Genomic DNA, 14,765 nt, shown 5'->3' with positions numbered 1-14,765 from the left:
CTGCCTTGCACGCAGGAGGTCTGCGGTTCGATCCCGCATGGCTCCACCAATACATTACATGTAACTGTGACGAGAGATCAGAAATGAGTATTTCTTTGCTTGATTGAAATATTGATTTCTGATTTTTTAATCAGAACTGTTCTTTAAAAATTTAGGTATGTGATAGAAGTAAAAAAGACTAATTCATTACTTTCACTGGTAATGATTAGGCTAAGGTAAAATTTGCGAGTTCAAGCGAATTTTCGGCGAAAGTATCAAACCATTCACGACTGACTTTGAATAATCGCTGTGAAGCAGATTGTTTGGGGTTATATGGTCAAGTGAATAAGCGCATACGGCGGATGCCTTGGCAGTCAGAGGCGATGAAAGACGTGATAGCCTGCGATAAGCTTCGGGGAGGTGGCAAATAACCTTTGATCCGGAGATCTCTGAATGGGGAAACCCACCTAACATAAGTTAGGTATCTTGTACTGAATACATAGGTGCAAGAGGCGAACCCGGGGAACTGAAACATCTAAGTACCCGGAGGAAAAGAAATCAATTGAGATTCCCTTAGTAGTGGCGAGCGAACGGGGACCAGCCCTTAAGCTTCTTTAACGTTAGTAAAACACGGTGGGAAACGTGACCATAGTAGGTGATAGTCCTGTATACGAAAACGTTATAGAAGTGAAATCGAGTAGGACGGAGCACGAGAAACTTTGTCTGAATATGGGGGGACCATCCTCCAAGGCTAAATACTACTGACTGACCGATAGTGAACCAGTACCGTGAGGGAAAGGCGAAAAGAACCCCGGAGAGGGGAGTGAAATAGAACCTGAAACCGTATGCGTACAAGCAGTAGGAGCAGACTTTGTTCTGTGACTGCGTACCTTTTGTATAATGGGTCAGCGACTTATATTCAGTGGCAAGCTTAACCGAATAGGGAAGGCGTAGCGAAAGCGAGTCTTAATAGGGCGAATAGTCGCTGGGTATAGACCCGAAACCGGACGATCTATCCATGGGCAGGTTGAAGGTTGGGTAACACTAACTGGAGGACCGAACCCACTAATGTTGAAAAATTAGGGGATGACCTGTGGATCGGAGTGAAAGGCTAATCAAGTCCGGAGATAGCTGGTTCTCCTCGAAAGCTATTTAGGTAGCGCCTCATGTATCACTGCTGGGGGTAGAGCACTGTTTCGGCTAGGGGGTCATCTCGACTTACCAACCCGATGCAAACTCCGAATACCAGCAAGTGCGAGCATGGGAGACACACGGCGGGTGCTAACGTCCGTCGTGGAAAGGGAAACAACCCAGACCGTCAGCTAAGGTCCCAAAGTTATGGTTAAGTGGGAAACGATGTGGGAAGGCTTAGACAGCTAGGAGGTTGGCTTAGAAGCAGCCACCCTTTAAAGAAAGCGTAATAGCTCACTAGTCGAGTCGGCCTGCGCGGAAGATGTAACGGGGCTCAAACCATACACCGAAGCTACGGGTGCACTCTTTTGAGTGTGCGGTAGAGGAGCGTTCTGTAAGCCTGTGAAGGTGAGTTGAGAAGCTTGCTGGAGGTATCAGAAGTGCGAATGCTGACATGAGTAACGATAATGGGAGTGAAAAACTTCCACGCCGAAAGACCAAGGTTTCCTGCGCCACGTTAATCGACGCAGGGTGAGTCGGCCCCTAAGGTGAGACTGAGAAGTGTAATCGATGGGAAACAGGTTAATATTCCTGTACTTCTAACTATTGCGATGGAGAGACGGAGAAGGCTAGGCCAGCGCGGCGTTGGTTGTCCGTGTTTAAGGCAGTAGGCTGAGATCTTAGGCAAATCCGGGATCTTAAAGCCGAGAGCTGATGACGAGTCCTCTTATGAGGATGAAGTGGTTGATGCCATGCTTCCAAGAAAATCTTCTAAGCTTCAGATAGTTAGGAACCGTACCCCAAACCGACACAGGTGGTCGGGTAGAGAATACCAAGGCGCTTGAGAGAACTCGGGTGAAGGAACTAGGCAAAATGGCACCGTAACTTCGGGAGAAGGTGCGCCGGCTAGGGTGAAGGACTTGCTCCGTAAGCTCTGGCTGGTCGAAGATACCAGGCCGCTGCGACTGTTTATTAAAAACACAGGACTCTGCAAACACGAAAGTGGACGTATAGGGTCTGACGCCTGCCCGGTGCCGGAAGGTTAATTGATGGGGTTAGCGCAAGCGAAGCTCTTGATCGAAGCCCCGGTAAACGGCGGCCGTAACTATAACGGTCCTAAGGTAGCGAAATTCCTTGTCGGGTAAGTTCCGACCTGCACGAATGGCGTAACGATGGCGGCGCTGTCTCCACCCGAGACTCAGTGAAATTGAAATCGCTGTGAAGATGCAGTGTATCCGCGGCAAGACGGAAAGACCCCGTGAACCTTTACTATAGCTTTGCACTGGACTTTGAAGTTGTTTGTGTAGGATAGGTGGGAGGCTTTGAAACTGTGACGCCAGTTGCAGTGGAGCCATCCTTGAAATACCACCCTGGCAACTTTGAGGTTCTAACTCAGGTCCGTAAGCCGGATCGAAGACAGTGTATGGTGGGTAGTTTGACTGGGGCGGTCTCCTCCTAAAGAGTAACGGAGGAGTACGAAGGTGCGCTCGGGCCGGTCGGAAATCGGTCTAAGAGTATAAAGGCAAAAGCGCGCTTAACTGCGAGACCAACAAGTCGAGCAGGTACGAAAGTAGGTCTTAGTGATCCGGTGGTTCTGTATGGAAGGGCCATCGCTCAACGGATAAAAGGTACTCCGGGGATAACAGGCTGATACCGCCCAAGAGTTCATATCGACGGCGGTGTTTGGCACCTCGATGTCGGCTCATCACATCCTGGGGCTGAAGCCGGTCCCAAGGGTATGGCTGTTCGCCATTTAAAGTGGTACGCGAGCTGGGTTTAGAACGTCGTGAGACAGTTCGGTCCCTATCTGCCGTGGACGTTTGAGATTTGAGAGGGGCTGCTCCTAGTACGAGAGGACCGGAGTGGACGAACCTCTGGTGTTCCGGTTGTCACGCCAGTGGCATTGCCGGGTAGCTATGTTCGGAAACGATAACCGCTGAAAGCATCTAAGCGGGAAGCGTGCCTCAAGATGAGATCTCACTGGGATCTTGAATCCCCTAAAGGGCCGTCGAAGACTACGACGTTGATAGGTTGGGTGTGTAAGCGCTGTGAGGCGTTGAGCTAACCAATACTAATTGCCCGTGAGGCTTGACCATATAACACCCAAACAATTTGGGTCTGGTTGATACCAAAACAAACGAAAATTTAGTTGAACTCAAAACACCGAATCAACTACTATTACATACCTAATTCGAAGGCACGACTAAGCCGAGGCACACCTGCCCAGCCCACAACGGACCTTCTAAAGAATTGCTTGACGACCATAGAGCGTTGGAACCACCTGATCCCTTCCCGAACTCAGTAGTGAAACGATGTATCGCCGATGGTAGTGTGGGGTTTCCCCATGTGAGAGTAGGTCATCGTCAAGCGCCAAACAAAAATCCCCTGTACGCACATCGCGACAGGGGATTTTTTTTGCCTAATGTTCATGGATTACATGCTCATCCTTGAGTGATACGCCTCCTGCGTTGTGCTGCTCCTACTTTCCTTAGTCTGATCAAAGCTTAGGTTGAGTGAGCTAAAAAGCAAAAAAGTAAGAGCGAATAACAAGCGAATTTAAATAACTTCGCTTGTTGAGAAAGGGTAGTGGGAAAGGGTTACTTCTCAGCAATAAAGATGGCGCGCTTCGGTGCTGGTAAACCCTCAATAGTTAGGCGAGGATCTTTAGGGTCTAAAAAACTTTCTAAAGACAGGTATTTCATCCAGGCGGTGCTGCGTTGCTCTTCAGTGCAGGTGACATTTAGATCCACGCAGCGGACATTTTTAAAGCCAGCACGCTTAATCCAAAGGGCTAAGGCGGCAACTGATGGGAGAAACCAGACGTTACGCATTTGGGCGTAGCGGTCTTCAGGTACTAACACCTGTTGTTCATCGCCCTCAATGACGAGTGTTTCTAAAATCAGCTGGCCACCCGGCTTGAGTGCGCTCTTGAGCGCATACAGGTGATCAATTGGCGAGCGGCGGTGATACAAGACGCCCATCGAAAATACGCTGTCAAAGCCTTGTAGATTTTCAGGTAGCTCTTCAAAAGCAAAGGGTAATAGCCAAGCATTGGCTGCAGGTGCATAACGTTTTACGGCGTTGAATTGGCAGAAAAATAACCAATTGGGGTCAACACCCACCACGCATTTGGCTCCATCACCCAGCATGCGTAACATGTGGTAGCCATTGCCACAACCGACATCCAGAATACGCTTATGCTTGAGGTTAAGGTGTGGCTGCAAACGCTGCCACTTCCAGTCGGAACGCCATTCGGTATCGACATGGGTATCAAAAAAGTAAAAGGGGCCTTTTCGCCAAGGAATTAAACCTTCTAATGCTTGCTTTAAAGCTTGGCTTTGCTCAGCGTTTGGTTGCCCTTGAATGGCAACAGCCTGCTGTAATTCAAGATGATCAACAGGTATATCAGGTAACTGCTGTACAGCTTGGCTCCAACGCTCGAGGTCGCCATGACCGATGGCCAGTTTTTTATCGAACTGTGCTTGTAGCTGATTAGCCCAAGCTTTCATGGGGGAGTTTCTTAACTGCTGAATCAGTGGGGATAAATCAATCATGGTAAAGCGATCATCGAAGCAAAGTTTAGACATTGAAACCAGAGATAAACCTTAGAAAAACCAGCGTCAAGCAAGCGTTGGCGATGCACTTCAAAGGTGTCAGGTAGCATCACATTTTCAATCGCCCGGCGTTTTTGGGCGATTTCTAGATCGCTGTAGCCATTGGCTCGCTTAAAGGCTAAATGCAGTTCATTTAATTGCTGATGCTTATCGGCATCAGTGAATTTTATTTTTTCAGAAAGCAGTAGTGCGCCTTGTGGAATGAGTGCTTGGCGTAGCTTTTTTAAAAGCGTAGCGCGCTGTTGAGGCTCAATAAATTGCAGAGTAAAATTTAATGCAATAAATGAGCTGGGCTGGTAATCAACTTGTAGAATATCTTGCTCGATAATCTCCGCCGGTAACAAGGTTTGAAACATTACGTCTTGCGCACAGAGATATTCTTGGCAGCGTTTAACCATAGCACTCGAATTATCGATACCAATAATACTGCAGTTGGGCTGATCAACATGGCGGCGCATGGCTTGGGTTACAGCGCCAAGCGAGCAGCCTAGGTCATAAAGCACGCTGTTAGGCCTAGCAAACTGTGCGGCTAATAATCCGGTATTTTCAACAATACTCGGATAGCCAGGCACAGAGCGCTTAATCATATCAGGGAAGACATTCACTACATCTTCATTAAAAACAAAATCAGGAACTTCAGCCAAGGGTTGGCTGAATATGCGATCGGTTTGAGAGTTCATAATGCTAGTTAGAAAATAAAAAGGATTATCGCATAACCTTAACGCAAGGTCAGGCGATTAATCCTTTAGAGGTAGCGCTGGCAATTAAGTGAGTAGCCTTTAACAGAAGTAGTCTTAGTTAGACTCGAGGATAAAGTTTTCGGGGCGGTTAATAAAATCGACTAGTAGACGTAGTTTGCCAAAGTCACGATTATTAAACTTAAAGCTTAAACGGGCTAAGTTACACAGTTCAGGCTCATAGTCGATTTCATGACAGTTGCTAAGCTGCTCAAATGAGCCTTCTAAGCAAAGCTCGGCAAACTGCTGATTCAGTGTTGCTAAAGCGGTTTCGGTTAATAGGTACTTGATCCGAATGATAAAGTCTTGCTTGAGCCAGCGCGAGGAGTGATAGTTTTGATAAAACTGGATGACCTCCTGTACAGCTTCTTCAGGTGAGTGTGCTAAGCGCATCAGCTCAAGGTCATGTTTGGAAATGTAATGATTATCTAGTAGTTGCTCTTGCATAAAAGCGAGAGCTTGGCTCCAATATTGACCGTTTGGTTGATCAAGTAAAACAACAGGAACTAATGGACTTTTTCCTGTTTGAATTAGAGTAAGAACTTCTAGGGCTTCGTCTAACGTACCAAAACCACCTGGGCATAGAACTAAAGCATCCGCCTCTTTAACGAAGAACAGTTTGCGCAAAAAGAAGAAGTGGAAGGTCAATAGGTTGTCTGAGTTTTCGACTGTAGCATTAGCCCCTTGCTCAAAGGGCAGGTTGATATTTAAACCTAAACTATTTTCTAATCCTGCACCTGCATGCGCTGCAGCCATTACACCGCCACCAGCGCCAGTAATTACCATTAGATTATTTTTTGCTAATAGCGAGCCAAGTAATTCAGCTTGTTGATAAACTGGGTGCTGCTCAGAGGTGCGAGCTGAGCCGAATACTGTAACTTTCCGTCGACGCTGGAAGCGGCTGAGTAGGGAAAAAGCAGCCTCCATTTCCCGTAGGGTTTGTAGCATGATTTTCGCATCCCAGCGATCGCGGTCAGCCTCAGCCATCCGTGCAATAGTGAGCAGCATATCATGGTAGAGCTGCTTGTTTGGGCTATTGGGAGGTGTCATCGTTAAGACTAACTCCTCAATTTTCTGAGGTAGCTGTAAATCACTCGATTGAATATGGCGAGTCAGCAAGGTGTCGTTTTGATTGCTCATACTAACTCCTATGTTAGTGCTGTGGGTACAATGGTTTTGCAGGGTGATTGAGCTGTGCTGTATTTAACCCTACTAAAAACATGTATATAGAAGTAAGCTTACTAAAAGCTGGATTGATAAGTACGGACTTCTATGAGGAATCATTTTTTTCTGTGTGAAAAGTGGTATGATTTCAGCCTTTATAGTAGTACATACACTACATTTGAGTGAAGGTGTAAGCATCATGACTATGACGCCACCGATCTATTGCAAAGAACATTAAAAATAATGCCAGCTTTTACCACATACCTGTAAAACAGCGGGATGACTTTAGTAAGAAAACTGTGCGATTATGCGCTGGATAAATGATTAAGGGATAACTCTATATGCTTCAAGTACGCAAATTGGTGTTGGCGATCGCAGCAGCCACGACCTTTACGTCAGGCTTTGCCCATGCCCTAGGCCTTGGGCAGATGTCAGTAAAGTCGTCGCTGAATCAGCCATTAAATGCAGAAATTGAATTACTTGAGGTGCAAAAACTTAGTGCTATTGAACTGCGTGCTGGCTTAGCGTCTCCAGCTGATTTTGCGCGAGCTGGAATTGATCGTCAGTTTTTTCTGACCGGGTTGCAGTTTACTCCTGTGCTGAAGGCCAATGGTAGAAGTTTTATTCAAGTAACCAGTCAGCAGCCAATAAATGAGCCATATTTGAACTTTATGATGGAAGTTATGTGGCCTGAGGGAAGATTACTACGTGAGTACACAATGTTATTGGATCCTCCGTCATATAAGCCGCAACCTGTAGTTTACTCGCAAGCTACATCGGCTAAAAAGTCTGTAGCTAGTGCTCCTGTGCAGCCTGCTAAGCAGTCTATACCACAGTCAAGTGTAGTGACTTCTAAGGAGTATAGAGTCAAACCTAATGATAGATTGTGGAGTATTGCTAGCAGTATCAGTCATGGAGCTAATGTTCAGCAAACAATGTTAGCAATACAAGATCTAAACCCTCATGCCTTCTCTAACGGTAATATTAATCGCTTAAAGTCAGATGTATTACTTAAGCTCCCTACACCTGAACAAATTCAACAGCGCAGTAAAAGACAGGCTTTGGCCGAAGTTAATGCTCAGTTGAAACAGGTGCAGCCAGCAACGCAGAACAAACCAGCGCTAAAGCAGATTGATGCCACTGTGGTTGAGCAGAAAGACAATAGAATTAAGAAAAGCACTAAGCAAGATAATTTGCGTTTAGTTGCCGATCAGGGGGTTGCTCTTAGTGCCGGAGATTCAGAGACTCAGCAGATTAAAAAATTAAATGACCAGCTGGCTGTTGCTAATGAGTCTTTAGATTCAAGTCGTTTGCAAAATCAAGAGTTAGAAGAACGGGTTCAAGAGCTAGAGAGCCAGTTAGAAAAGCTACAAAAAATTGTTGAGCTAACAGATAATCAATTAGCTCTAGTGCAAAATGAGATGAGTGCCACTGAAGCTGCCAGCGAAGATGTGGAAAACATTACACTAGACTCATCTGTAATAACTGAAACAGAAGAAAAAGTTGATAACGGGCAGCAGGCCGAACTTCTGGAACATTCTAAAGTTGAAGAGTTAGAAGATCGTGGGGTAACTGATGAAGAAAGCACTACTAATAATGTAGCGACTACCGAAGTAGATGCGGTAGAGGCTCCAGCGGTAATCAGTGCACCTGAAACAAGCTCTACGCCAGATGTATCGGCAGTCAGTTCTAAACTAGAACCTGAAAATGCAGAAACAGAAGAAGCTACTTCATCACTAGTTAGTGATGTCCTTGCTAACCCTGTATTAGTGGCCGCCTTAGGAGGTGGAGTCCTCCTGCTGCTTTTATTGTTCTTGTTAAGAAAGCGTAGGTTAGAAAGTGAAGTTAGTTTTGATGAGATAGAGATGGATGAAGATCAGTCCAGTTTATCTCAAGAGGCTAGTTTGGTTGCTACTACTACCGGTGTTTCAGGAGCGAGCTTGTACAAAACTGAGTCTGTGGAAGAAGCAGAGGAAGTTGATGTATTAGATCAAGTGCAATGGTTTTTTGATCAAGAAAGCTATATCCAAGCAAGTGAGTTACTAGAACGAGCGATTGAAAATGAACCAGGACGCTTGGAGTTACATGAAAAGTTGGTAGAGGCTTATGGGCATTTAGGAAAACTAGAAGCCTTTCAGGAGCAATTGACCTATTTAGCTGATGCTGGCATTAGTGAAGTGGATTTAAATCGCTTTAAGCAGCAGTTCCCTGACTTGGCACAAGTGAAAGACTTTTCAGAGTCAGTAGTGGAATATGTTAAGCCTGAGTTTCTAACCGATAACAGTGATTTAGACGTTAATAATCTAGCCGAGGATCCAGCGCCAGTTGGTGATAATTTCGGCATGATGCTGGACGAGATACAGCAATCGGAAAAAGACTTGCCAATTGAGTTAAATGAGCAGTCATTCGCTAGTGAGTTAGTGCGTGTAGAGGCGAGTATTGAAGAGTTACAAGAGCACGCCGATGAGTTAACTTCGTTAGATTTCGCGACAGCAGAGCCTAAGATTGATTCTAATGATTTATCCAGCTTAGAACTTGAGGTAAGTTTAGATACTGAGCTCGAGGCTGAATTAGATCGTATAGTAGAAGCTCAGTCAGAGACCAAAGAAGATATTGCCACTGATTTCGAGGATATGAGCTTTTTAGCTGATACTGATATGGTTGATACTAAGTTGTCTTTAGCTACTACTTATATTGATATGGGGGAGCTTGAGTCTGCAAAATTGATGTTGCAAGAGGTTATGCTTGAGGGAACTAATATGCAAAAAGAAACTGCAGAGAAATTATTAGCAAACCTAGGCTAACTAAAATATGCAAAAGCAACAAATAGTACCTACGGCAGCCAATTTGGCTGCCGTAGGCGTTTATAGAATAGCCTTAGGGGTTGAATATAAGGGTACTGCTTACCATGGGTTTCAACGGCAAACCGATGATGTTCCCAGTATTCAAAGCCATCTAGAGCAAGCATTGAGTCAAGTCGCAGGTGGCGAAGCGGTAAGCTTAACCTGTGCTGGACGCACCGATGCGATGGTGCATGCCTGTGCTCAAGTTGTGCATTTTGATACTCAGGTAGTGCGCAGTGAAACCTCTTGGGTGATGGGAGCTAATCGCTACTTGCCGGCTGATATCAGCGTGATCTGGGCCAAGCCGATGCCCTTGGAGTTTAATGCACGCTTTAGTGCCTATGCACGTCGCTATCGTTATGTGATTTATCAAGATCAAGTACGTCCAGCGCATCTTGGGCAAGAAGTTACCTGGTGTTCGAAACCACTAAATTTACAGCGAATGCAACAAGCAGCAAATTGTTTGCTTGGTACGCATGATTTTACTGCATTTCGTGCACAGCAATGCCAAGCTAAATCACCCATCAAAACCATTTATCATCTACAGGTGATACCTTTTGGTAAGTTAATCGTTATTGATGTGCGAGCGGATGCTTTTTTACATCATATGGTGCGCAATATTGCTGGGGTGTTAATGGCAGTAGGCACTGGCTCTAAGCCTGTGGAGTGGGTGACTCAGGTATTAGCTAGTAAAGATCGGACTAAGGGCGGTGTCACGGCACCACCTTATGGTTTATATATGGTAAAAGCGGATTATCCTGAGCAATTTGCTGTCCCTGAGCGTTTTTTAGGACCATTATTTTTGACTGCTTTACCAGATATTGCGCAATCGGAGAATCAGCCTAATGAGGGTTAAAATTTGTGGAATTACTCGGCTAGAAGATGCACTTTGTGCCATTGAAGCCGGTGCTGATGCACTGGGCTTTGTTTTTTATGAGCCTAGTCCTAGGTATATTAGCGCTGAACAAGCCGCTTCGATTATTGCCCAGCTGCCACCTTTTGTGACGTGTGTTGGGCTCTTTGTAAATACGCCTATTGCTCAAGTAAAAAGTTTGGCGCTACAGATCGGTCTAGATTTAATACAGTTTCATGGTGATGAGACTGCTGCAGCTTGTGATGGGGTAGGGTTGCCCTATATTCGTGCGTTAAGAATGCAGCCTGGTCAAGCCATTGCTCAGATTGCTGAATCTTATCAAAAGGCACGAGCGATTTTATTAGATGCTTGGGTGCCTGGTATTCCAGGTGGTACCGGTGAAACATTTGACTGGGCTGCTATTCCCCCCTTAACTAAACCGCTAATTTTAGCCGGCGGTCTAACAGTAGATAATGTTGCGCAGGCTGTTTTGCAGGTGCGTCCTTATGCCGTTGATGTAAGTGGTGGGGTGGAGCTGCGTTCAGGTGTTAAAGATCAGTCAAAGCTCAAGCTATTTATTCAGAGGGCAAAAGCGGCAGATGTTTGTGACCCTTAGATTAGGCTTATCGTCAACTGTAGCAGTACCGTATTTTTATGACTCTTGGGTCGCGTATACTTGGCATCCTATCAGTGATGTAAAACCGCTTAAAAATAAGTCATTTTTAAATAATTAAACTGAATCAAATTCAGTCTGTAACTGGAGTAACCTCATGAGTAATTGGCTAGTAGATAAGCTTATACCTTCCATCATGCGCTCTGAAGTGAAAAAGAGCTCGGTGCCAGAAGGCTTGTGGCATAAATGTACTTCCTGTGAAGCCGTACTCTATAAACCTGAGCTGGTAAAAAATTTAGAGGTTTGTCCTAAGTGCGATCACCATATGCGGATTTCAGCTCGCACCCGTTTAGATATTTTTCTTGATCAAGAGGGCCGCGAGGAAATTGGCGCGGACTTAGAGCCAGTAGATCGTCTTAAGTTTAGAGACAGCAAGCGTTATCGTGACCGCATCAGTGCTGCGCAAAAACAGACCAAAGAAAAAGATGCTTTGGTGGCGATGAGCGGCCAATTGGAAGGTATGCCAATAGTGGCTGCTGCCTTTGAGTTTAGCTTTATGGGCGGCTCGATGGGGGCCGTAGTCGGCGAGCGTTTTGTGCAAGCGGCCAACGTGGCTTTGGAAAAACGTTGTCCATTAGTGTGTTTCTCTGCTTCAGGCGGTGCACGGATGCAGGAGGCTTTGATCTCGTTAATGCAGATGGCTAAAACCTCCGCTGTTTTAGCGCGTTTGCGCGAAGAGGGAATTCCTTATATTTCGGTGCTTACTGATCCTATTTATGGTGGTGTTTCGGCAAGTTTGGCAATGTTAGGCGACCTCAACGTGGCAGAGCCAAATGCGCTCATTGGTTTTGCCGGCCCTCGAGTGATTGAGCAAACCGTGCGTGAAGTGTTGCCTGAGGGCTTTCAACGCAGTGAGTTTTTATTAACTCATGGCGCGATTGATAAGATTTTTGAGCGTAAAGAATTGCGCCCTAAATTGGCGCAGATTCTCCGCCAATTACAGGGTTTGGAGGCGGTACAGGTCGCTCCACAGGTGATTGAAGAGCCTGCCACAGAGACAGCGGCCAAGGTATAACATGAGCCAGCGCAACCTAGAACAATGGCTAAGCTATTTAGAGCAGCTGCACCCCACAGAGATTGACTTGGGGCTGGCGCGCATTCAGCGCGTGGCTCAGCGCTTAGGCGTGGGTAAGCCGGCGCCCAAGGTGGTAACCGTCACAGGGACTAATGGTAAGGGCTCAACTTGTGCCTTTATTGCTCAACTGCTGATGGCCCAAGGATTGCAGGTGGGTGTCTATAGCTCGCCGCATTTGTTGCAGTATAACGAGCGTGTGACGATACAGGGGCAACCGGTCAGTGATGCTCAGTTATGCGCAGCCTTTACCGCAATTGAACAGGCCAGAGCTGAAGAGTCACTGACTTACTTTGAGTTTGGCACCTTAGCGGCGTTATGGGTGTTTGCTCAAGCCAAATTAGACGTGGTGGTCTTAGAGGTAGGCTTAGGCGGACGTTTAGATGCGGTCAATATTGTTGATGCTGATGTGGCGTTGATTACCAGTATTGCCTTAGATCACAGTGATTGGTTGGGTGATACACGAGATTCAGTAGCTAAAGAAAAATCAGGCATTTTTCGGGCCCAGCAAATCGCACTCTGTGCTGACCTAGATCCACCCGCCATTATTGAGGCTACCGCGCAGCAAGTGGGTGCTACACTATTGCAGCGTGATGTCGACTTTGGCTATCTGGCGCCAACGGCAAACGCTTGGTCGATGTGGGGGCAGGCAGCGAAGGGTGACTATCGCTTCACTGAGTTGCCTGAGGTCAGCTTGCCAAAAGCCAACTTGGTGTTAGCAGTACAAGCGGTATTTAGTTTAGGTTTTACTATTAGCAAAGAGCAGTTATTGCAGTCTCTAGTGCAGTTTAAAATGCCGGGCCGAGTGGAAAAACGGCTGATTAATTGGCACGGGAAACAGTTGCAGCTGATTTTGGATGTGGGACATAATCCATTAGCTGCTGAGTTTTTGGCACAGCACTTGGCTCAGCGTCCCATCACAGGGCAGCGTTATGCGCTCTTTGGTTTATTGAAGGATAAAGACTTAGCCGGGGTAATTGATCCACTGCTTTCGGCGATTGATCAGTGGCATGTGGTGACCTTACCTTGTGGGCGTACTCAGCAAGCTGAAGTGCTGGCTGCTTATTTACAGCATAAAGAGGCTAAAGTGACGGTGGAAACGACAGTTGAGCAAGGTTTGTTGCAACTCTTTGAGAAGATGCAAGCCCAGGATCAGCTGTTAATTTTTGGCTCTTTTTATACGGTGGCTGCGGCAGCAAAAGCGCTGCATACTTTATCACGCTAAGGAACGCTTCAGTATTTGTACGGACTAAGCACACTCTAGCAACTTGTACTTGTATCGAGGTTAATCACTGTGAGTTCATCCAATGCCAATAAGCAGCGCCTAATAGGTGCTGGTGTGTTAGTGGCAATTATTGCAATCAGCCTGCCGTTTATTCTAAATAAGGAAAAGGTTGCAGCCCCAGAGACTGTTGATATTCCATTGCAGCCTGAGCGCCAAGCACTTAATTTGCCTGAACAGCCGATTGAACTAGCCGATTTTCCACAGCAACAAGTGGATCCTGATGAAGTACTGCCTTCAACGGGTGAGTACAGCGAGCCAGCGGATGAGCCTCAAGAATGGGTAGAAATTCCGCAAGATAAGGTGGCGCCAGTCGTTACCTCAGAGGCTGCTGAGCCCAAGCCTGCACCGGTTAAGCCAAGTGTGGCAGAAACCAAACCTGCGCCAAAACCTGCTCCTAAGCCGGTGGTTAAGGCAGAGCCTAAGCCAGCGGCTAAACCGGTAGTTAAGCCCGCCCCCGTTGTTAAAGCGCCGGCTGAAAAAGCCAAGCCAGCAGCGCCGGAATTAAATAAAAATAATCTACCAGCGAGTTGGTCGGTGCAGTTAGCCAGAGTAAGTAAGCGCGAAGGTGCAGAAAAGCTACGCGATCAATTTCGAGCCAAGCAATATAATGCCTATGTGCGTGCTGAAGAAGGGTTCTTCTATGTGCGAATTGGGCCATTAGTTAAACAAGCCGATGCTCAGGCGATGTGTCGCCAATTAAAGCAACGTGAGCAGCAAGACTGTTTCGTGGTAAGCTTTAAGCCCTAAGTCTATTACAATAAAAAATAGCCAGCCTGAGTCGCTGGCTATTTTTATTTGGCTAGAAGTCTGAAGAAAAGTTAGATTTTCATATTAAGCCACAGGATGCTTTGGTAAAATGTGTGCTTTGTTTAATGATGGATACTGGCGTGAGTTTGATCTGGGTTGATTGGCTAATTTTGGCCATTATTTTAATTTCGGCTCTGATTAGTGTTAGTCGAGGCTTTATTAAAGAAGCATTTTCCTTACTTTCTTGGATAGTCGCAAGCTTTGTGGCTTGGAGCTTTGGCGGTGGATTAGCGCCTTATCTTGAACCCTATATTGCACTGCCATCAGCTCGGGTAATTGTCGCCAGCTTAATTTTGCTGGTAGTCACCTTATTAATCGGCTCACTGGTTAATTTTCTATTAGCACAGTTAGTTAAAAGCACGGGCCTGACTGGCACTGACCGCTTATTGGGTATGGTGTTTGGTGGGGCTCGCGGTGTGATGCTGGTAGTGCTATTAATTGGTTTGCTGAGTTTGTTGCCCGTTACCCAAGATCCTTGGTGGCAGGCTTCTAATTTAATTCCGCACTTTTTATTAATTGCCGACTGGTCGAAAGATTTGGTAATTGGTTGGGTGGGGCGTTAAGACAGGCTTAACTGTTTGACAGTAAGTCGTTTTCCCGAAATTTC

At 46.2% G+C, this 14,765-nt stretch carries 10 protein-coding genes, 1 tRNA gene and 2 rRNA genes (1 of these 13 cut by a window edge); 10 read left to right on the top strand and 3 right to left on the bottom strand.

Annotation, left to right across the window (positions count from 1 at the left end; all coding sequences use genetic code 11):
* The 3 genes from AC2T15_RS08490 to rrf all read left to right on the top strand — a co-directional run.
* Window positions 1-49: transfer RNA gene (locus tag AC2T15_RS08490), tRNA-Ala, on the top strand; it begins 27 nt to the left of the window's first position.
* 265 nt (window positions 50-314) lie between these two features.
* Window positions 315-3,206 (top strand): 23S ribosomal RNA (locus AC2T15_RS08485).
* A 157-nt stretch (window positions 3,207-3,363) separates the two neighbouring features.
* Window positions 3,364-3,479: ribosomal RNA gene (gene rrf, locus AC2T15_RS08480) — 5S ribosomal RNA — on the top strand.
* A 228-nt stretch (window positions 3,480-3,707) separates the two neighbouring features.
* Here rrf and cmoB read toward each other — a convergent pair.
* The 3 genes from cmoB to AC2T15_RS08465 form a co-directional block, all read right to left on the bottom strand.
* The gene (gene cmoB / locus AC2T15_RS08475) at window positions 3,708-4,664 is read right to left on the bottom strand and encodes a tRNA 5-methoxyuridine(34)/uridine 5-oxyacetic acid(34) synthase CmoB (RefSeq protein WP_486779033.1); all 957 of its coding nucleotides are present in this window, start codon (window positions 4,662-4,664) and stop codon (window positions 3,708-3,710) included.
* Window positions 4,661-5,404, bottom strand: a complete 744-nt coding sequence (gene cmoA, locus AC2T15_RS08470) for a carboxy-S-adenosyl-L-methionine synthase CmoA (RefSeq protein ID WP_486778047.1) — start codon at window positions 5,402-5,404, stop codon at window positions 4,661-4,663. Before cmoA ends, cmoB begins: the two co-directional genes overlap by 4 nt.
* A gap of 114 nt (window positions 5,405-5,518) precedes the next feature.
* Entirely contained in the window at window positions 5,519-6,601 is a 1,083-nt protein-coding gene (locus AC2T15_RS08465; protein WP_486778046.1) for an LOG family protein, read from the bottom strand.
* Window positions 6,602-6,966: 365 nt separating this feature from the next.
* Here AC2T15_RS08465 and AC2T15_RS08460 point away from each other — a divergent pair, with 365 nt between their 5' ends.
* From AC2T15_RS08460 to AC2T15_RS08430, 7 genes are all read left to right on the top strand, one after another.
* Complete coding sequence (locus tag AC2T15_RS08460) at window positions 6,967-9,429, top strand: FimV/HubP family polar landmark protein (RefSeq protein ID WP_486778045.1); 2,463 nt, start codon at window positions 6,967-6,969, stop codon at window positions 9,427-9,429.
* 7 nt (window positions 9,430-9,436) lie between these two features.
* Window positions 9,437-10,324: a tRNA pseudouridine(38-40) synthase TruA gene (gene truA, locus AC2T15_RS08455; protein ID WP_486778044.1), complete on the top strand. Its 888-nt coding sequence runs from the start codon at window positions 9,437-9,439 to the stop codon at window positions 10,322-10,324.
* Window positions 10,305-10,937: a phosphoribosylanthranilate isomerase gene (locus AC2T15_RS08450; protein ID WP_053102005.1), complete on the top strand. Its 633-nt coding sequence runs from the start codon at window positions 10,305-10,307 to the stop codon at window positions 10,935-10,937. Before truA ends, AC2T15_RS08450 begins: the two co-directional genes overlap by 20 nt.
* 154 nt (window positions 10,938-11,091) lie before the next feature.
* The gene (gene accD / locus AC2T15_RS08445; RefSeq protein WP_053103580.1) at window positions 11,092-12,009 is read left to right on the top strand and encodes an acetyl-CoA carboxylase, carboxyltransferase subunit beta; all 918 of its coding nucleotides are present in this window, start codon (window positions 11,092-11,094) and stop codon (window positions 12,007-12,009) included.
* Between the two features lies 1 nt (window position 12,010).
* Window positions 12,011-13,291, top strand: a complete 1,281-nt coding sequence (gene folC / locus AC2T15_RS08440) for a bifunctional tetrahydrofolate synthase/dihydrofolate synthase (protein WP_486778043.1) — start codon at window positions 12,011-12,013, stop codon at window positions 13,289-13,291.
* A gap of 69 nt (window positions 13,292-13,360) precedes the next feature.
* The gene (locus AC2T15_RS08435) at window positions 13,361-14,098 is read left to right on the top strand and encodes an SPOR domain-containing protein (RefSeq protein WP_486778042.1); all 738 of its coding nucleotides are present in this window, start codon (window positions 13,361-13,363) and stop codon (window positions 14,096-14,098) included.
* Window positions 14,099-14,238: 140 nt separating this feature from the next.
* On the top strand, window positions 14,239-14,721 hold the full coding sequence (locus tag AC2T15_RS08430) for a CvpA family protein (RefSeq protein ID WP_486778041.1): 483 nt from the start codon (window positions 14,239-14,241) through the stop codon (window positions 14,719-14,721).
* The last annotated feature ends 44 nt before the right edge of the window (window positions 14,722-14,765 follow it).

It is taken from the genome of Thiopseudomonas sp. SA1F2-1K, from assembly GCF_057443035.1.
The sequence above is the reverse complement of the archived record's forward strand: the minus strand, read 5'-3'. Positions and strand labels throughout refer to the sequence as shown.